Here is a 19,044-nt window from a genome sequence, read left to right on the forward strand (position 1 = left end):
ACTCGGACTGTTAGCAAGAGTGAATGTTAAGCGTTCCCCTCGCCGTCGGCCGTCCGCCGACGAAATTTTGTCGCACGGACGGGACGGACTACGACCTGTTCAAATTTCTTCGGTATCGGTCTCGCGCCCCGGCGAGTCGTCGCTCGCGCGCTCGTCGGCGAGTTCGCGGTCGATGGCGTCGTCTTCCAGTCCCTTCGCCAATTCGCGGTCGATGGAGTCCTCGATGGTCTCCAGCGCCTCGACTTTCACGACGTTGCCGCCGCCGGGGTCCACGACCATCACCTCGGTCCCCTCCGGAATCTCGCCCCGGACGGTCCGGGCGGCGTAGTGGGGGTTGAACCCGCCCTTGTCGAGCTTTATCTGACCCTCTTGGGTCGTGACGCGCTCGGTGACGCGGCCGGTCTCGCCCTTCAGGGAGTCGGAGTCGCGGGTACGAGCGACGCCCTTGCCGCCGTAGAGGTCGAGTTCCCGATAGGCGTACAGTGAGGCCGCGCCGAAACCCAACACCAACACGGCGAGTAGCAGCGGCGAGGCGGCCGGTCCGAGCAACAGTCCGACGAGTCCCGCGAGGACGAGCGCGACGCCAAGGACGACGAAGTGCGCGCCCGGAATCAGCGCCTCGGCGATGGCGAGACCGATGCCAGCGACGAGGAGCAACAGCGGGAGCGAGTCCAACAGCGGTGCCATACCAACGTCTTGGGATTCGGACCGGTTAACGTTTTGCAGTCTCAAAGCGCGAGTTCGCCGGGTCCGGAATCTGGTCGTCGTGGAGAACTATCTCCCGGCGACGGGGAACACTATCCACCGGCGAGCAGGACGACGCGGGCGAAGACGAACAGCGTCGAGACCACGCCGAGCGCGACAAAAAAGGCGTTCTCCACCGTCGGCGACCCCGGCTCTATCGGTTCGAAGTCGGGTTCTTCGGGTTCGTAACCGTCCTCGCCGACCTCGTCGGTGTCAAACTTCCAGTCCGACATGACCGGAGGTACGCACGCCACCGGGAAAAGGTTGGCTCCGGAGGCGTCGCGTCGTTATCGAGAGCGAAGGTCGGCGTCAGCGTCAGTTACGAGCGCTCGGCGTGAGTCACGTCGCCCTCGTAGACCACGCCGCGCTCGGCGTCGAGAGTCACCACGTCGCCGCCCCGAATCGTGGGGTCCAGCGGCGCGCCGCTGACCATCGGGAGGTCGAGTTCCCGCGCGACCATCGCGGGGTAGCCCGTCATACCCGGCCGGGCGTCCACGATGCCGACGAGTTTCGAGGCGTCGCCGTCGAACTCGCCGTCGAAATCGGGTTCGAGCGCCAGAACCGACCCCTCGGGCACGCCCGAGAGGTCGCCGTCCTCGGTCCGAACGACCGGGGCGGCGACCCGCCCGCGCACGACGCTCCGGCCGGTAGCGATGGTCTCGGCCGCGACGTGAACCTTGAGCGTGTTCGTCGTGGAGGTTCCCTCCAGTTCCGACATCATCCCCGAGAGAACGACCACCGTGTCGCCGCTATCGGCCACGTCCGCGTCGAGGGCGGCCTGCACGGCGTCCTCGATGACGTTGTCCACGCCCGACGAGAGCGGCGTGTACTGGGAGTTGACTCCCCACGTCAGCGAGAGTTGGCGGCGCACGTCGTCGTTGGGCGTGGTGGCGACGACCGGGACCTGCGGCCGGAACTTCGCCACCTTCAGCGCGGTGTATCCGGACTCGCTGGCCGCCACGATGGCCGACGCGCCGATGTCCCGCGCGAGATAGCGCGCCGACCGCGCCAGCGCGTCGGTCCGGGCGTCCTCGGCGGTCGGGACGCGCTGTTCGCGGATTTCGTCGTACTCGCCGCTGGCCTCGACCTGCCGGACGATGCGGTCCATCGTCTCGACGACCTGCACCGGGTCGTCGCCGATTGCAGTCTCGCCCGAGAGCATCACCGCGTCGGTGCCGTCGAGGACGGCGTTCGCTACGTCGGAGGCCTCCGCGCGTGTGGGTCTGCGAGCGTGGACCATCGAGTCCAACATCTCGGTCGCGGTGATGACCGGTGTGCCGGTCTGCTGGCACTCCCGGATGATGCGCTTTTGAATCATGGGCACGTCTTCGAGCGGGCACTCGACGCCGAGGTCCCCGCGCGCGACCATCACGCCGTAGGCGGCGTCCACGATTTCGTCCAGATTCTCCACCGCGCCGCGGCGCTCTATCTTGGCGACGATGGGGATGTCCGCGCCCAGTTCCTCCAGCACTTCGTTGACCGCCAGCACGTCCGCGGCGCTCCGGACGAAACTCGCGGCCACGAAGTCGGCCTCCTTCTCGGCGGCGAGTTCGAGGTCTCGGCGGTCCTTCTCGGTGATAACGTCGAGGTCCAAATCCACGCCGGGGACGTTGACGCCCTTCCGACTGCTCAGGTCGCCGCCGCTCACGACGCGCGCGACGACCGCGCCCTCGCCGTCCGCGTCCGCGTCGATTTCCTCGACGACCGTCTCGATGCGGCCGTCGTCCAACAGCACCTTGTCGCCGGGTTCGACGTTGGTAATGGAGTAACTCAGACCGACCTCCTCGGGGGTGGCGGTGTCACCTTTCACGAACCGCACCGTCGAGTCGGTTTCGAGGTGGACCGGGTCGTCGGTCTCGGCGGTCCGAATCTCGGGACCCTGCAGGTCAACCATCACCGCGAGGGGGTCGGCGGTGGTCTCGTCTACGTGTCGGACGTGGTCTACGAGTTCGGCACGGTCCTCTCGCGTACCGTGACTGGCGTTGAGTCGGGCGACGGTCATCCCCGCGTCGGCCAACTCTCGGATTGTCCGCTGGGAGTCGGAGGCCGGACCCAGCGTACAGACGATTTTCGCGTTTCTCATGGGTTCGGATAGGTCCGACCGCGTCAAAAACCTACGGTGATTCAATTGGGATTCACTCGGCTCCGAGTTGTTTCGACGCTCGAAAAGATAGAGAACCGTTCTACAGGTTGTGGTCGATGCGAACCGAGTCGTATCCGCCACTATCCGTTTCGACCATCACGGCCTGAATAGTCCCGTCGAGGTAGTACGAGTCGGTGTCGTCCAATCCGTCGAGGTGCCCGTCGCAGTGTTGGCCGTCGCTATCGACGGCGTCCTTCGATTCGAGATTATCGTACTGCTCTTCCATGCTCTCGCTCGATTGGACGAGATAGTAGGCTCCGTCGCCTCCTTGCACGTCCAGACGGCCACCGCGATTCATCCCGTTCGGGTCGGAGACGACGACCGTGATGTCGCCGTCGAGAAAGAGACGCGTGACCTGTCCTTCGAAATCGTACGTGTCCGCGTCTCCGCTGACTGACCCATCGAGGATAGACTTATTGGGGTCCGAATCGATCATATCGTCGTCCTCGACATCGTCCTGCTTCGTAGCGTTTGGGTCGTTGACGAAGATATCGTAGCTACCAGTCCCCTTGATTTTGATCGTTTGAGTCGATGCCGCGACTGGCTCTGCACTAGCGAGCAGACCGCCGCCCAGTACGGCGGTCGTCGCCGTTTTCTTGAGGAACGCGCGTCGGTTGGAGGTATTTCCCATCATGGAAACAACAGCTAGCGAATACACTCCCACCAAGGTAATTCATTATATTAGTTATCAGAGAATAGATAATATCTATTTATAAATATTAGAATTAAATATTTTATAATTTATATAATATGGGCGTAGTATCGACTACCGAAGCTAATCTCGTACGACGCGCTATCGACTCCAAGCCACGTCGGCGCGACGCGAACAAATGGGGGGAACCCGAGATGGCGTGAGGGATAACTCACGCGATAACTGCCATCTCGTTCTTTCACGGCGGAGCGGACGTTCCGGTACCGGAGGTTGCGTGTGACATTGGTACGACCGCTACGTCCACCGTAATCATCTCTTATCGTTGGGCGGAAAATACTTTTTGGTTGTTACTTCGCCGCGGTCGGGCCGCCCTCACTTGACTTTCGTGCCCGGCACGCTGTCGCCGTGGGTCGTCAGCAGGTCGGCGTCCTCGCCCGCCGCCAGCACCATCCCGTTGCTCTCGACGCCGAACAGTTCGGCCTGCTCTAAGTTCGCTACGACGACGACCTTCGTTCCCGGCAGTTCGTCAAGGTCGTGGAGTTGCTTGATGCCCGCGACGATTTGGCGGGTCTCGACGCCGATGTCTACTTCGAGTCGCGCGAGGTCGTCTGCACCTTCGATGCCCTCCGCGACCTCGATTTCCCCGACGCGAACGTCGAGGTCTTGGAACTCTTCGAAGCCGATGCGGTCCTCGTCGATGGGTTCGATGTCGATGTCGTCGCTCATGGTTTCGTCTTCGTCGGTATCCGCAGTGTCTTCGTCAGTCTCGTCGGTGTCTTCGTCCTCGGTCGCCGCCGCGATTCGCTCGTTTAGCTTCTCGTTCAGTTCCTCGACGCGCTCGTCCTCGATTTTCTCGAAGAGTTCGTCCGGTTCGCCGAACTCGTCGGCGGGCGCTTCGAGGCAGGCGTCGAGGTCGGCGTCGTGGACCGACTCCTCCTCGCCCAACTGCTCCCAGAGGTGTTGGGCCTTGTCGGGCAGGATGGGTGCCGAGAGGACGGCGACGGCCTTCGCCAACTGGACGCAGTCGTAGATGACCTGCTCGGCGCGCTCGGGGTCGTCGTCGGTCAGGTTCCACGGTTCGTTGCGCTGGATGTACTCGTTGCCGAATCCGGCCAGCGAGACGGCGGCCTCGCCCGCCTGCTTGAGCGAGTAGTCGTTGACCGCGGCCTCGAACTCCTCGACAGTCGCTTCGATTCGGTCGGCGACCTCCTCGGAGGTGGTTGCGTCCGGGGTGCCGTCGTAGTTCCGAGCCGCGAACAGCAGGCTCCGGTAGGCGAAGTTACCCAGCGTGCCGACCAACTCGCCGTTGACGCGCTCTTGGAACTTCTCCCACGAGAAGTCCACGTCCTGCTGGAACCCGCCGGTCGTGGTCAGGTAGTAGCGCACAAGGTCGGGATGGAAGCCCTCGTCAAGGTAGTCATCGGCCCAGACTGCTCGGTTGCGACTGGTCGAGAACGCCTGCCCGTCGAGGTTGACGAAACCGCTGGCCATGACCGCGCGCGGTTCGTTGTAGCCCGCGCCCCGGAGCATCGAGGGCCAAAAGACGGTGTGGTGCTGGATGATGTCCCGGCCGATGACGTGGACGATTTCGCCGGTGTCGGAGTCTTCCCACGTCTCGTCGTCGGTCTCGCCGTCGGCGCCCGCGTCCGGGGCACCGTCTTTCCAGACCGCCTCCCAGTCGTACTCGTCCGCTCCGACGCGCTCGGTGTACTGCTTGGTCGAGGCGACGTACTCGATTGGAGCGTCCACCCAGACGTAGAGGACGAGGTCTTCAGCACCCTCGCCAGACTCCCCATCGTCGCCGGGGTAGTCGATACCCCAGTCCATGTCACGGGTGATACAGAGGTCCTGTAGCTCGCCCTCTATCCATTCTTTTGGCTGGTTGCGCGCGTTGGAGGTGCCTTCGAGGCGGTCGATGAATCCCTGAAGGTACTCCTGAAAGTCAGCGAGACGCAGGAACTCGTGTTCGCGGGCGCGGTACTCGGCGGGATTGCCGGTGAGCGTCGAGCGCGGGTCCTCGATTTCGCCCGGTTCGAGGTGGCGCTGACACCCCTCGTCGCACTCGTCGCCGCGGGCCTTCGCGCCGCAGTAGGGACAGGTCCCCTCGACGTAGCGGTCGGGTAGGGGCTGGTCGGCCTCGGGGTCCCACGCGACCTGAATCTCCTTCTCGAAGACGTGGCCCTCGTCTATCCACGACCGAACGAACTCCTGAGTCAACTCGGTGTTGGTCTCGTCGTGGGTGTGGCCGTAGTTGTCGAACTCGACGTTGAACCGAGGGAACGTCTCTTCGTAGGTCTCGTGGTGGCGGAGCGCGAACTCCTCGGGAGAGACGCCCTCCTTCGCGGCGTTGACCGCGACAGGGGTCCCGTGCATGTCCGACCCGGAGACGAACGCGGTCTCCTGACCCAGTTTCTCCAGCGAGCGAGCGTAGGCGTCGCCGCTGACGTATGTCCGGAGGTGCCCGATGTGCAGGTCGCCGTTGGCGTAGGGCAACCCGCAGGTCACCACCGCTGGCTTCTCCGTGGGGAAGTCGTCGTGGCTCATACTATCTACTCCTTCGCGGCGGGTGTAAAACCCGCCGATTTCCGTGTTCGTGCATGGCTGTCGTCGCGTGATTCGATGGTACACTGGCTGGCGATTCGACCGATGGGTCGGGTTTCGCCACCGCAAAAATACCGCGCGCCACGGTCCGGCGGGTCCTCCCGACGCTACGCATCGCTGTGCATGCGCATAGCGCGAGCGAGCGCCTGCGACCGCGAGAGGTCTCGGACCGTGAGTGGCACGATTTCGGGGTCGTCGCCTTGACAATTAAACGTTGGTCTCGCGTGTTACTCGTTTACGGGCGTCTCGCTCGTTGGACCATCTGTGTCGGCGCGCGCTGGCGCGACCCCGTGTCGCGCCTTCAGCGCGCGAGGGCTGAGGACCGCAGCGAAGCGAGGACCGCAAGCGGTTGGGGAGGCGTGAGGCCTGCGGTGCGGTGGCGGTGCCGTGCGGTCATGATTGGCGTCGGCAGTAGCTAGCTACTACTCGTCGTCGCTCCGTCGTTCGGTAACGAAATGTGGCTTCGTCGGCTAACTCACTCACCACCTTCGCTCGACACACCCAACGCTACCCGCGCTGAGAGCGAAGAAACGAGAATCGCAAAATTACAAACTTACAGCAGGCCCGTCTTCTGGAGCTTCATGAGGTCCTCGGTGTCGAGGGTCTCGCCGTCCTTGAACTGCTGGTAGATTTCCTCGGCCTCTTCTTTGGCCTCTTCGCGCTCCTTTTCCTTCTCGGACTTGCGCTCTTCTTCTTCCTGCTTGTCGAGTTCGCGCAGGCGCTTCTGGACGCGCACGAAGTCCTCGTGGTGCTGGTCGGCCGACTCTTGGGCCTCGACGAAGCTCTCGTGCATCTCGTCGGCTTCGTCGCGGATTTCGTCGGCTTCCCGGTAGGCCTCGATCATCTGGTTGTGATGCTCTTGGGCCTTGTCGGCGAGTTCCGTGACCTTCTCGTGGTGACGGCTCGCTTCGGCGCGGACTTCCTCGGCCTCCTCGACGAGTTCGTCGAGGTTCTCGCTGTCGTCGAGCTTCTCCTTTCGCTCCTGAAGCTTCTCGCGCTTCTCCTCGATCTCCTCGATGAGTTCGCGCTCGTCCTCGGTCGAGAGAACTTCGGTCTGCTGTTTGAACTCGAGGTCTTCGATTTCGGACTCGAGTTCCTCGATGTCCTTGCCCTCGTCGAGTTCGAGGTCGGACTTCTTCTGCTCGACCTCGTCGAACAGCTCGTTGGCCTTCGCGTTGAGCTCGTTGCGGCTCTCCTTGTGCTCTTGAACCTGCTCGTTGAGCTCGTCGCGCTTCTCGCGGTGTTCCTGAGCCTCGTCAACCTTCTCGCGCGTCTCGGCGTTCAGGTCGTCGCGCTTGGAGGCGCGCTTGCTGGCCTTCTGGTTCAGCTCGTTTCGTCGGTCTCGGAGCTGTCCCGCAAGTTTGATTAGTTCGCCTTTCGACTTGTTCTGAAGTTCCTCTTCTGTTACACTTACCATGCTTAATTAAACCTCGATTCCATGCCCGCCGTCGCGTTCGGCAGTCCAGTGAGCGACAGCAACCGCTCTATACAACTGGCAATCGACCGGTGACAATAGTCCCATGTCATTTGTCGCACGATGCTGGCCGAACGCTCGTGGCGTTCTGGTATCTGTACATATTTCCTGCGACCATATAAATGTTCCGGCTATTTAGACGGTGGAAACGGTTCACACGGCCGCTAACGGCCGTGTAAGCCGTTACCACACTTTTCGAGGGGTTATAAATAGCCGCCGCGGAAGCGGAGGAATCACCCGCGGACGGTGGGGAGCGACGCCGAGAGATGCCGGGTGCAGCGCGTCGAATCGACAGTCGAGACGCGCGAACTTACAGCGGATACACGTTCTGCACCGCTCCGTCCGCGTGCCCGAAGGACAACTCGACGCTCTCGGCGTCCGCGGGCACGGTCAGCGACCCCGTCCGCTCGCGGTCGAGGGGCGCGACTTCCACGTCGCTTCCGCCGCTCTGGCCGCCAGCAGTCCACGAGACGGTGCCAGCGACCGCCTTGGTCGTGTCGTTGAGGACTGTGAGTTCGCGGGTGTCACCGCCCGCGGGGTACTCGTCCAAGACGACTTGCACGGGTTCCAGCGAGGCCGCAATCGCCTCGTAGCCTGCCTTCTCGCTCCCGTCAGCCGACACCACGCCCATGCCCGCGCCTTCGTCGGCGTCGCGGAGTGCATCGGCCGCGAGGAGACCGCTCCCGCGCCGTCGAAGCGTTTCGGTCACGTCCTTTAGGACCCGCGCCTGATACGCCTGCGAGGACTCGACTGGGGCGTCGTCACCGCTCGAACCGACGTACGCGCGGTGGGCGTCGGCGTCGAATCCGGCGGCGTCGTGGCCGTCTTCGCCGACGAGCGACCCCGCGCCGAACGCGCCGACCGGGCCGTCGCAGTCGTACTTCTCCAGCGCCCACTCGGCGTCGCCGGGCGTGCCGAACTGCCAACCGGGATAGAGGTGGGTCGCGTCGGCGTCGATGCCCGGCCCGCCCGAGACGGGGAAAACCGGCGTTTCCTCCGGAAGTGCCTCCGCGATGTCGCGGTCCGCGCCGCCGTCGTAACTCGCGCGCCACGCCCACCAGCGGACCTTGTAGCGCGCAACCCGCGAGGGACCGACGCCCGCGAGATGGTCGGTCGGGTCGGCCCGAACGCCGAACGCGGCCACGCAGGGGTGGCGCTCGACGGAGGCGGCGACCGTCTCCGCCAGCGACTTCGCGCGCTCGGTGTCGGTCTCTGCGGTCCCGACCAGCGGTAGGTCCTGCCAGACCAGCAGGCCCGCGTCGGCCGCGGCCTCGTAGAACTCCGCGGGCGGGACGTGGCCGTACGCCCGGACGAGGTTCGCGTTGGCGTTCGCGGCGCGCTCCACGTCCCACGTCGGGTCGCCCGTGGGGAGCAGGGAGAATCCGCGGGCGGGAACCCGCTGGCCGTTGACCAGCAGGGCGTCGCTGTCGTCCGCTTGCGCGACCTCGCAGAGTCCCGTCTCGACGACACGCTCAGAGTCGCCGAGTTTCGCCCGGACCGCGTACTGGTGTTGGGGACCGAATCCTGTCGGCCACCAGTAGGCCGGGTCCCGGAGTTCGAGGGTCTTCTCGACCGTCGTGCGCTCCCCGGTGTCGGTCTCGACTCGCGCGCGCTCCATCACGCCGCCGCCCCGGAACCCCTGCGGGCGCACCGACAGCGAGATGCGGTCGTCAAGCGCCTTGCCCGCCTCGACGGCGATTTCGGCGTCGATGACCGCGCCCGCGTCGGTCCGACGCGGCGTCAGCGAGAGCGCGTCCACGAACGTCTCGGGGTGGGTTTCCAACTCGGCGGCCCACCAGATGCCGGGGACCGCGCGTTCGTCGGGCACGCGGTCGGTGGTGTAGACGCCGCCGAACGCGTCGGGCGCGCGACACTCCACGACCAGTTCGTTCTCGGCGTCGAGGTCCAGTTCGTATCTCGCGGGGACGAAGTGGGCGTCGTGTTCGCCCACCTGCTCGCCGTTGAGCCAGATTCGGGCGTGCGCGAACAGGCCGCGGAGTTCGAGGGTCGCGCGTTCGTCGCCGTCACGGGGGTCGCCGAACTCGGTTCGGTAGGCGACGGCGTCGGCGTCCGCGAACCGCTCGGGGCGGCCCGGCACCTCCACTGGGTGCCACTCGTCGGGAGAGGGCGGTCCGTCCTCTGCGGACGGTTCGACTGCCGCGCCCGTCCAGTCGGTCAGAGACATACTCGGGGAACGAAACCCACACCTGATAGGTTTTACGTCCCGGCGACGACCACTTTCACTTTCACTCCGCCCTTGGCACAATTTAAGTAGGGTGGCGCGACGACCTCGTTCCATGCTCGAAGACTTGCAGTGTGCCTGCGACGGCCGGAACTGCGAGCGCACCCTCGGCGAGAGCGAGTTGATGCTCCGGATGACGACCGACGCGGGCGAGCGCCGCGCCTACGAGTGCGCCTGCGGCGCGGTCACGGTGACGGTGGTTCGGTAGCTGAGACGGGTCGGTAACTGAGACAGGTCGGTAGCCCTGCCGACGAGAAGCGTCGTCTCGAAAGGCGACCCTCAAGTGGCCGGTGGCGAAACCGAGACGCATGGAAGAAGTCATCCACGCGCGGGGCCACGAGAACGTCTCGGCCGCCCATCAAAGCACCTTCGAGGTGACGACCGACGACTACCTCACGCCCGCGGGCGACTGCATCCTCGGCATCGAGGCCGACCGCTCCCCGGCCGACTTCGACCCCGAGTTCGTCGCGGCCTGCCAGCACGCCGACGCGACCATCACCGCGAGGTTCGAGGTCGCTGGCGACGACGAGACCTATAGCCAGACCGTCACGGGTCGCGGCCACCCGGACCTCGCGTTCGAGAACGACCGGAGCGCCGTAGGCCGAACCAGCGACTACGTGGACGACCGGACGATTCTCGTCGGGTCCGAGTTCGCCGCCGAGGGGTTCGACCGCGAACTGGTCGCGGCGCTCGCGGACGGCGCGGACCTGACCGTGACGTTGACCGTCGAGCGCGAGTAGCCGAGGGCCGACCCTTTTAATCCGATCCGGTCCTCATCTCCAGTCATGAGTGAGGAGTCCGACGCCGAGCCTGCCGACTCCACCGACCCCGTCGAACGCAGCGCGAGCGACGACTCCGGAACCCGCGTCGAACCCGCGGAGAACATCAGCGGCGGCGACAGCGAGGCGAGTTCGGTCGCCGAGTTCACCCCCGGCGAGGCGGCGACCCGCGCAGAAGCCGTTGTGGACCGCCTCGGGGAGCGCTACTGGCAGAAGACCTACGGTGGGCGCGACGCCTTCGAGTGTCTGGTGCGAACCGTCCTGAGCCAGAACACAAGCGACGTGGCGAGCCAGCCCGCCCACGACGCCCTAATGGAGCGATACGGCGGCGAGGGCGACGAATCGAGCGACCTCGCCGCGGCGCTCGCGGCGGCCGACTGCGACGAACTCGCGGACGCGATTCGGCCCGCAGGTCTCTACAACCGGAAGACCGAGGTGCTGGTCGGCGTCGCCGAGCGCGTGCTGGACGAACACGGGAGCGCGGCCGCGTTCGACGCCTTCGTCCGGGAGCGTCCCTCCGCGGAAGTCCGGCCCGCGCTCCTCGACATGGACGGGGTCGGTCCGAAGACGGCCGACTGCGTCCTGCTGTTCGCCGGGGGTCAGGCAGGCGTCTTCCCCGTGGATACGCACGTCCACCGCATCTACCGCCGACTCGGTATCGCGCCCGCCGACGCCGACCACGAGGAAGTTCGGGCAGTGCTGGAACGCGACGTGCCCGCCGAGAAGTGCGGGTTCGGCCACACGGCAACGATTCAGTTCGGACGAGAATACTGTACGGCCCGCAAGCCCGCCTGTCTTGATGGACTGGACGAGTGTCCCGTGTCGGACAGTTGCGACCGAGTGGGCGTCGATGTCGAGTCCGGCGGAGTCGTGGACCCCGCGGACGCCGACTAACGAGCCTCTCTCTGCTTGCCCTCCTCGCGTTCGACGGTCGCACGCAGGTGGTCCCGAAGGTGTAACACGTCCCGGCGCTCGCGGTTGCGCCACGGCAAAAGGCGGAGTTTTCGCGCTCGCTTGCGAAGGAACGACGAGAGGTACGCCACCTGCCGGTCGGCGAGCGCGACGGTCTCCGTGACGCCCGCGATGTCGTTGTCCTCTCCCGTCTCCGGGCGGTCCGCCGTCTCCGACTCCTCACCGCGCTGGCGCTCGACGCTCCGCCGGAGGTCACGGACGAACGCCCACTCGTCGGACTTCGGCCGGAGCGCGTACTGAAGCCGGTTCTCGCGCTCGCGGAGCCAGTTCGTCAGGACGTACCACTCCTCGGCTTCCAGCGTCACCCGCACCGTCGGCCCGCCCGGTGGCGGCCGGTTCGCCGACGTTCCGTCCATCGTCGTACTGTCAGTTCTTCGAGAGCCGCACTTTTGCCGTTTCGGGCGCTAGAAGGCGAAAATGGCCCCAGAGGTAACGGTGAGGATAGACCCGCACGTCCACTCGGACGGCTCGTACGACGGTCACGAACCGGTCGAGATGCTGTTGGCCCAAGCCAGCGACATCGGACTCGACGGCGTCGTCGTCACCGACCACGACACCATCCGCGAGTCGCTCCGGGCGGCCGAACTCGCCCCGGAGTACGGACTTGTCGGGATTCCCGGCGTCGAGGTCTCGACCGCCGCGGGCCACCTGCTCGCCATCGGCGTCACCGAGCGCCCGGAACCCCACCGACCGCTCGATGAGACCGTCGCGAAGGTCCGGGACGCGGGTGGCGTCGCAATCGTGCCCCACCCGTTCCAGCGCACTCGCCACGGCGTCCGTCGGGGGCGAATCACCGACTGCGACGCCATCGAGGTCTACAACGCGTGGATTTTCACGGGCTATCGGAACCGCCGCGCTCGGGAGTTCGCGGCCCGCAACGACTACCCTGGCGTCGCGGCCAGCGACGCCCACTCCGCAAAGTATATCGGCCGCGCGTACACCGAACTCACGATCGAAGCCACCTCGAAGGCCGCCCTCGACAGCGACCGCATTGTGAGCGCGCTGGCCGACGGCGACGCGGCCGTTCACGGCCGCCGTCAGCCGCTTCACCGGAGCGTCCAGCACTACGCGATGGGTGCCGGGCGGAAAGTCGGCCACGGCGTCGCGGCGAGTGTGGCGAGTTTCACACGGTTGTGAGGGCGTTGTGGTCGGGACTTGTTACGAATACGTCGGTGGTGAACGTTCGTCGGAGCTAGCTACTACCGACACCAATCATACCGCACGGCACCGCGACTGCACAGCACCGCCCCGCATGGGTCTCACGCCCCCCAACCTCCTGCGTTGTCTGCGAACCGCGTTCGCAGACTACTCGTCCACCGTCAGAGGCACGCTCTGACGAGCCGTCGTTCACGTCCATTCACGACGACGCCGGCGCGCGCCGGGCAAGTAGACGACCGTCGAGCGCCCCATGGTTTGCGACGAGTTCGCCGACGGTCCACTTTCCCTGCCTGCGGCGCGGTCGCGCGGAGGTTCACCGAGACGAGGGTTTTTAACGCCCGACCGTCTGGATTCAGATACGCGACATGAGTACGCTGGTAGTGTGCGTTGACCGGGACGACGACATCGGGACCAAGACCGGCCTCGAAACCCCCGTTGCGGGGTGGGAAGCGGTCCGGTCGCTCGTCACCGAGGTCGGTCTCGCGGACCCCGAAGACGCCAGCGTCAACTGCCTGCTCGAATCCCTTCGCGTGGCCCGCGACCTGCGGGACGGCGACGAGGAGGTCACGGTGGCGGTCATCTCGGGGGCCGCCGAGACGATGGTCGGCCGGGACCGCGCGGTCGCCGACCAGATGGACGACCTCATCTCCGAGTACGACCCCGACTCGGCGGTCGTCGTCATCGACAGCGCCCAAGACGAGCGACTGGTCCCCATCATCGAGAGCCGCGTCACGGTGGACGCGGTCGATAGGGTGGTCGTCCGGCAGGCCCGCGACATCGAATCGACCTACTACCTGCTCAAGCAGTTTCTCGCCGACGAGGAGTTGCGCCAGACCGTCCTCGTTCCGGTCGGGGTCGCCATGCTGGCGTTCCCAATCCTGCTGATGGCGTTCGGCCCGGCGATGGCTGTCGCCTCCATCACGGCGGTCATCGGCCTGTTCGTCCTCTACAAGGGTCTCGGCGTCGATGACTACGTGTCCGACGTGCCGAGCGAGGCCAAGGACGCGCTGTACTCGGGTCGGGTCTCCATCGTCACTTACGTCATCGCGGCGGGGCTGTCGCTCATCGGCATCTTCGCCGGGGCGCTCCGCGTCTCGAACCCCACCGCGCCCACGGGAGGCATCCTGATGCCCGCGATGGCGTTCGCGTTCGCCAGCGTACCGTGGCTGGCGTCGGCGGCACTGGCGGCCTCGACGGGCCGACTGTTGGACGAGGTCATCCGCAACGACAACCTTCGCAACTCCTATCTAAACCTCCCGTTCGGCGTGCTGGCGGTCGGACTGGTCGTCCGCGGCTTCTCGGCGTACTTCCTCCAGCGCGAGGCGTACGTCGAACCGCTGGTCGTGCCCCACACGACGGTCGGGAGCCTCGCCGTCGAGCGCATCGTCCTCGAACCCGGCACGCGGATGGCACTGTTCGTCGTCGCGGGCGTCGTGGTGAGTCTGCTCGGCGTCCGCGTCTCGACGTACGTCACCGGGTCAGCGCTCGACGAGGAGTTCGAGGACGAGGAACTGGCGGAATGAGCGGCCCGATTCGCCGCACCTAAATCCACAGCCTCCGGAGTGGCCGCCATGACCGAAGACACCGCCGCGACCGACGACGCCGCAGACGACGGGTCGTGGGTCAGCCTCTTTTCGGGCGGCAAGGACTCCTCGTGGGCGCTCTACCAAGCCCTTGAATCGGGACTCGACGTGTCGCGTCTCGTCACGGTCCACCCGGAGGGCGACTCCTACATGTATCACGTTCCGGCGACACGACTCGCCTCGCTCGCCGCCGAGAGCATCGGTGTGCCGCTCGTGGAGGTCGAACCGGACGACTTCGAGGCCGAGGACGCCGCGGAGTCGGGCGCGCAGGGCGACGCGGAACTCAGACCGCTGGAAGCCGCGCTGGGCGAACTGGACGCGGACCTCTCCGGCGGCCTCGCGGGCGTCACTGCGGGCGCGGTCGAGAGCGAGTACCAGACCTCTCGCATCGAGGCGATGGCCGACCGCCTCGACGCCGAGGTGTTCGCGCCGCTCTGGCAGGAGGACCCCCGAGAACTCGCCGACGCGATGCTCGACGCGGGCTTCGAAATCACCATCATCCGGGTCGCGGCGTACGGACTAGACGAGTCGTGGCTCGGCCGGACGCTGGACGAAGAGGCACTCGCCGAACTGGAGGGGTTGAACGAGAGCCACGGCGTCCACATCCTCGGCGAGGGCGGCGAGTTCGAGACGCTGGTGACCGACGGCCCGCACATGGACCGCTCTATCGAACTTGACTACGAGACTGAGTGGGATGGGACGCGGGGCACCCTCCGGATTACCGACGCTCGACTCGGCGAGTGACCGCCAGCGAGCGGTAGAACGCGGCCCTTATCGACCAGCGTCTAACACGTCGAACCGATGGTCTCTGACAGTCGAACCGACGCGGACGCAAAAACCGATTTCTGCGAGTTCTGTCCCGTCGTCTGCTCGAACCTCCTGCCGTTCAGCGGCGCTGTTCACCGAACGACACATCGCCATCGAGGGCCGGAGTATGCACCTCCCCGGTGTCAGCACGGAGACCGACCTCGGGCCGAAGTGAGATGACGAATCTCGGCGGACTCGCTACGTGGTTCACGCCGGAAGACCGCAAGAAGAGTAGTTCGAACAGTTACTCGCCGTTCAGAATCTGGGTGTGCGCGCCGATGAGCGCCCCCGAGAGGTCCATCTCCTCGACGCGGGTCTTCTCGTCGATGATGGAGTTGCGGATGTCGCAGTCTCGAATCGTCGCCGACGGGAAGACGATGGAGTTGTTGACGCTGGAGTTGACGAGTTCCGCGCCCGGCATGACGTGGACGTTGTCGCCGAGCGTGGTGTTCTCGACCGTCGCGGAGTCGGCGATTTGATTCTCGCCGTCGAGTTTCCAGCCCACCGCTTCCAGATAGCTCTCGGGCGTGCCAATGTCGAACCACGCCTCGTCGAAGGTGTAGGCGTACACCGAGTCGCGCTGTTGGAGCCACTGGACGAACCAGCCGGGTTCGTCGGGGTTGTTGCCGTTTTCGAGGTATTTCTCGAACAGCGGGATGGTCTCGGCGGTGAAAGCGTAACACGCGATGGAGACCAGCGTACTCGCCGGGTCCTCGGGTTTCTCTTGGAAGTCCACGACCTCGTCGTTGTCGAGTTCGACCAACCCGTAGGATTTCGCTCGCTCGCGGGAGCCAACGTCGTAGGCCGCGAGCGTCGGCGAGTCCTTCGCTTGGAAAAAGTCCACGAAGTCGCTGACGCCGAAACTGATGAGGTTGTCACCGGCGATGACGAGGGTGTCCTCGGTGATGGTCTCTCGGTCGAACAGTTGGGCCAGCGCCCCGACGACGCCGAACTTCTCGTCTTCCTCGGTCGTGTCCTCGACCGTGAGACGCGGCTTGTCGAACTCGCTCTCGGAGAGGTGAGTCCGGAAGTCGTCGGCGAAGCGTTCGTTTGTCGAGACGTACACCTCGTCGATTCGGTCGTCGGCTTCCAGTTCCGAGAAAATCTGGTCGATGACTGTCGAGTCACCGACCGGCAGGAACATCTTGGGGCGGTGCTTGGTAATCGGCCAGAGTCGCGTCGCGTATCCACCCGCAAGAACGACGGCTTTCATACGACGAGCGTCGGTCCCGCGCGGTAAGTCCTTTTTCATTTTCGAGATTTGCCGACGCTGGCGTCGCTCGGGGGTAACGTCTCGAATACGGCGATGAGGATAGCGTTCGGGTCGAGGCGAAAACTACAATGGCTGGCGGTTCGGTTCGTAGGTGCGGGCCAACTCGACCCACTCGTTGACGACTGGACCGCCTCGATACCGGACCGTCTCGCTTCGCGGATCGTACTCAACGAGATTCGCGTCTTCGAGTTTCGGCAGGTGGTTGTGGTGGAGATTCACCGCGACCCGCTCGCGGTCTTCGTTCGATACCGCGACTGATTCGTCGGCGGCGTGTTCGACGAGTTCCGAAAATGCCGCAACGTCATCCTCGGTGCGGTCAAGATAGGCGAGGAGGCGACGGCGTTGTCCGTCCGCGAGAACCCGGAACAGCTCGTCGAGTCCTACGGCTGCGGTCTGCTGGTCGGAAACGGACGGGTTACCGTCCATCGTTGCCCCCTCTCCTCCTGTCGGTGCGTGTTCGTTGCTCATGTTGCGGCGCGCCCATGATTAGTTTTCTACCGGACCACAAAGAACAGTGGACCTAAACAGCTAGGGTCGGTCGTCGTTTCGGTCGAAAAACGCCGCGAGAAGTTCTTGCTGTGCCTTGCGAATGTGCTGGTGAAACGTTGGCGAGGAGACCCCGAGCGCCTCGGCAACGTCCTCGGCGGTGCTGTCGCGGGGCCACTCGTAGTAGCCCGCGAAGTAGGCCGCTCGGAGCGCGGTGCGCTGTGCGTCGGTAAGTTGGTTCCCCAAGTCGCGCCGGAACTCGCGGGCGGTCCGGAGGTCGCGGTCGGTCTCGCGCTTGGCGACGAGTTCGATGTCGGGGAATTTCGCGCGGGCGCGTTCGACCACGCTCCGCACGTCTGCGTCCGAGGGGAGTTCCGCGACGACGGTCGCCTCGCCGCCCTCGCTTATCGCGTCGGTGGTCTTCGCGCCGTACTCCGAGAGCGTCACGACGAGCGACGACGCCGACATGGTGAACTCGAACAGCGCCTCCCCGCCGTGGTCGCTGACGAGGCGGGCGTTCTCGACGCCGTCCCAGTCCTCGACAAACTCGAAGACGGCGTCGGGGTCGGCACCGGAAACCGTGTCGTAGAACAGGAGGCTGCCCTCGGGACCCGCGGCCATGCCTTCGAGTTTCAGGGTACAGTCCAACCGCTCGGAGACGGCGACGTAGAACGAGTCAGGGTCGGTGAGACCGAACGTAAGTTCGACTACCGTGTCCGACAGCGCGAGTCGGCGGTGTTTGACCGCGCCGATGGCGAAGCCGATGACCACGCCCAACACATCGAAGGCGTCCACCTCGCGCTGGCTGAACGCCGATTTGCGTTCGGTTCCGACGCCGAGCAGTCCGTAGGTGGTATCGCCGTACCGAATCGGAACGACGATGCCCGAGCGGTAGCCGAGTTCGAGCAGTTGCTCCCCAATCGGGTCGGGAATCGTCTCGTCGTCGGAAACGTTCTCGATGACCTGCGGAACGCTGTCGTGATAGGCGCGGGACGCAGGGTCCTCGCTCTTTTCGCTCACGTTCACGAGTTCGACGAGCGTTCGAATCCGGTCTTTCAGGCCCGCGCCGACGAAGTCGGTCATCCTCGAACTGGCGGGGTCGGGGTCGCCGACCCACGCCGACCGGTACAGTTCGGTCTCCACGAGTCGGTCGCAGACGGCCTGCTCTATCTCCTCGCGGGTGGGTTCGCCGATGAGCGCCCGGATAATCTCTTGGGCGACCTCGTTGATTCGGTCGAGCGTCGCCAACTCGTCGCGCTGGTTTTCCAGCGTTCGCTCGCGGACCTTCGACTCGGTCACGTCGCGGCAGACCGAGACGGTTCCCGCGAGGTCGTCCGACGCATCGTAGTAGGGCGAACACGTCGTCTCGAACACGCGTTCGCCGTCCGCAGTCGGAAGCGTCTTCTCGAACGTCGCGGTCGTCTCGGTGTCGAGAACGCGACGCTCCTGTTCTCGGAGTTTCCGGGCGGTCTCCTCCCCGAAGAGGTCGGCGTCAGTCTCTCCGACAAGGTCGTCGGGTTCGGAGTCAAGGAACGCCGCGGCGCTCTCGTTGCAGAACTGATACCGGCCCTCGGTGTCCTTGACGAGGATGGCGTCGGTGCTGCTCTGGACGATAGTTTCTAGCTGTCGGGCGTACTCGGAGAGTTCGTCCCCGTTCATCCGATGACTCGGAGACAAAGATTCACTCCGTCTACATAAATCCACTCCCGCGGGAAAGGATTATACTTTCGCAGTGGCGACCCAGAGGCATGCGCGAGGCCGACGAAACCACCCGCGAGCGAATCGCCGCCCACCTCCGCGAGACGGCCGCCTCGCCGAGCGCGCTGGCCGTGGAGTTCGACGTGACTGCGGGCGTCGCCATCGACCACGTCCGCCACGTCGCCGAGTCGCTGTCCGCCAGCGACGAGCAGTTGCTCGTCGCGCCCCCCGAGTGTAGCGACTGCGGCTTCAGCGACTTTGACGACCCGGCGAACCGCCCCTCACGGTGTCCCGAGTGCAAGAGCGAGGCCGTCGAGCAACCGACGTTCAGAATCGAGTGAGGTGAGCGAGAAGCGTCGCGCGGCGCGAAACGCCGCGACCGACGACCGTCGCCGCTCCCGTATCGCGGCGCACGTCGTCGAACCCGCGACC

At 65.2% G+C, this 19,044-nt stretch carries 18 protein-coding genes; 7 read left to right on the top strand and 11 right to left on the bottom strand.

Going from position 1 to position 19,044, the window contains the following annotated elements; genetic code table 11:
• Positions 1–99: 99 nt before the first annotated feature.
• The 7 genes from EP007_RS10395 to EP007_RS10425 form a co-directional block, all read right to left on the bottom strand.
• Complete coding sequence (locus tag EP007_RS10395; RefSeq protein ID WP_128477591.1) at positions 100–687, bottom strand: NfeD family protein; 588 nt, start codon at positions 685–687, stop codon at positions 100–102.
• Between the two features lie 110 nt (positions 688–797).
• Positions 798–977, bottom strand: coding sequence for a DUF7312 domain-containing protein (locus tag EP007_RS10400; protein ID WP_128477592.1), 180 nt, complete (start codon positions 975–977; stop codon positions 798–800).
• A gap of 86 nt (positions 978–1,063) precedes the next feature.
• Positions 1,064–2,827: a pyruvate kinase gene (gene pyk / locus EP007_RS10405; RefSeq protein ID WP_128477593.1), complete on the bottom strand. Its 1,764-nt coding sequence runs from the start codon at positions 2,825–2,827 to the stop codon at positions 1,064–1,066.
• A 100-nt stretch (positions 2,828–2,927) separates the two neighbouring features.
• Positions 2,928–3,521 (bottom strand): twin-arginine translocation signal domain-containing protein, encoded by a 594-nt coding sequence (locus EP007_RS10410; protein WP_128477594.1) that lies wholly within the window; start codon positions 3,519–3,521, stop codon positions 2,928–2,930.
• Between the two features lie 390 nt (positions 3,522–3,911).
• Positions 3,912–6,083 (bottom strand): methionine--tRNA ligase, encoded by a 2,172-nt coding sequence (metG, locus tag EP007_RS10415; RefSeq protein WP_128477595.1) that lies wholly within the window; start codon positions 6,081–6,083, stop codon positions 3,912–3,914.
• A 610-nt stretch (positions 6,084–6,693) separates the two neighbouring features.
• Entirely contained in the window at positions 6,694–7,557 is an 864-nt protein-coding gene (locus tag EP007_RS10420; protein WP_128477596.1) for a coiled-coil protein, read from the bottom strand.
• Between the two features lie 367 nt (positions 7,558–7,924).
• Positions 7,925–9,799: a glycoside hydrolase family 2 protein gene (locus EP007_RS10425; protein ID WP_128477597.1), complete on the bottom strand. Its 1,875-nt coding sequence runs from the start codon at positions 9,797–9,799 to the stop codon at positions 7,925–7,927.
• A 112-nt stretch (positions 9,800–9,911) separates the two neighbouring features.
• Between EP007_RS10425 and EP007_RS17475 the strand changes: the two genes are divergently transcribed.
• The 3 genes from EP007_RS17475 to EP007_RS10435 all read left to right on the top strand — a co-directional run bounded on the left by EP007_RS17475 (position 9,912) and on the right by EP007_RS10435 (position 11,529).
• Complete coding sequence (locus EP007_RS17475) at positions 9,912–10,064, top strand: hypothetical protein (protein ID WP_166035532.1); 153 nt, start codon at positions 9,912–9,914, stop codon at positions 10,062–10,064.
• 100 nt (positions 10,065–10,164) lie between these two features.
• The gene (locus EP007_RS10430) at positions 10,165–10,596 is read left to right on the top strand and encodes a DUF371 domain-containing protein (protein WP_128477598.1); all 432 of its coding nucleotides are present in this window, start codon (positions 10,165–10,167) and stop codon (positions 10,594–10,596) included.
• A gap of 45 nt (positions 10,597–10,641) precedes the next feature.
• Positions 10,642–11,529, top strand: a complete 888-nt coding sequence (locus EP007_RS10435) for an endonuclease III domain-containing protein (RefSeq protein WP_128477599.1) — start codon at positions 10,642–10,644, stop codon at positions 11,527–11,529.
• Here the strand turns inward: EP007_RS10435 and EP007_RS10440 are convergent.
• The gene (locus EP007_RS10440) at positions 11,526–11,963 is read right to left on the bottom strand and encodes a hypothetical protein (protein ID WP_128477600.1); all 438 of its coding nucleotides are present in this window, start codon (positions 11,961–11,963) and stop codon (positions 11,526–11,528) included. The genes EP007_RS10435 and EP007_RS10440 overlap by 4 nt on opposite strands.
• A 61-nt stretch (positions 11,964–12,024) precedes the next feature.
• Here EP007_RS10440 and EP007_RS10445 point away from each other — a divergent pair, with 61 nt between their 5' ends.
• The 3 genes from EP007_RS10445 to EP007_RS10455 all read left to right on the top strand — a co-directional run bounded on the left by EP007_RS10445 (position 12,025) and on the right by EP007_RS10455 (position 15,092).
• On the top strand, positions 12,025–12,744 hold the full coding sequence (locus EP007_RS10445) for a PHP domain-containing protein (RefSeq protein WP_128477601.1): 720 nt from the start codon (positions 12,025–12,027) through the stop codon (positions 12,742–12,744).
• Positions 12,745–13,130: 386 nt separating this feature from the next.
• Entirely contained in the window at positions 13,131–14,288 is a 1,158-nt protein-coding gene (locus EP007_RS10450; protein WP_128477602.1) for a DUF373 family protein, read from the top strand.
• Positions 14,289–14,336: 48 nt separating this feature from the next.
• Positions 14,337–15,092: a diphthine--ammonia ligase gene (locus tag EP007_RS10455; protein ID WP_128477603.1), complete on the top strand. Its 756-nt coding sequence runs from the start codon at positions 14,337–14,339 to the stop codon at positions 15,090–15,092.
• 307 nt (positions 15,093–15,399) lie between these two features.
• On the opposite strand, the gene EP007_RS10460 is transcribed toward EP007_RS10455, so the two are convergent.
• The 3 genes from EP007_RS10460 to EP007_RS10470 form a co-directional block, all read right to left on the bottom strand.
• Positions 15,400–16,368 carry a sugar phosphate nucleotidyltransferase gene (locus EP007_RS10460; RefSeq protein ID WP_128477604.1) on the bottom strand — a complete coding sequence of 323 codons (969 nt, stop codon included), beginning with the start codon at positions 16,366–16,368 and terminating at the stop codon, positions 15,400–15,402.
• A 123-nt stretch (positions 16,369–16,491) separates the two neighbouring features.
• Complete coding sequence (locus EP007_RS10465; RefSeq protein WP_128477605.1) at positions 16,492–16,854, bottom strand: DUF7344 domain-containing protein; 363 nt, start codon at positions 16,852–16,854, stop codon at positions 16,492–16,494.
• A gap of 102 nt (positions 16,855–16,956) precedes the next feature.
• Positions 16,957–18,573, bottom strand: coding sequence for a bacterio-opsin activator domain-containing protein (locus tag EP007_RS10470; RefSeq protein ID WP_128477606.1), 1,617 nt, complete (start codon positions 18,571–18,573; stop codon positions 16,957–16,959).
• An 89-nt stretch (positions 18,574–18,662) separates the two neighbouring features.
• Between EP007_RS10470 and EP007_RS10475 the strand changes: the two genes are divergently transcribed.
• Positions 18,663–18,953: a transcriptional regulator gene (locus tag EP007_RS10475; RefSeq protein WP_128477607.1), complete on the top strand. Its 291-nt coding sequence runs from the start codon at positions 18,663–18,665 to the stop codon at positions 18,951–18,953.
• Positions 18,954–19,044 lie beyond the last annotated feature (91 nt).

It is taken from the genome of Halorussus pelagicus, assembly GCF_004087835.1.
GTDB lineage: Archaea > Halobacteriota > Halobacteria > Halobacteriales > Haladaptataceae > Halorussus > Halorussus pelagicus.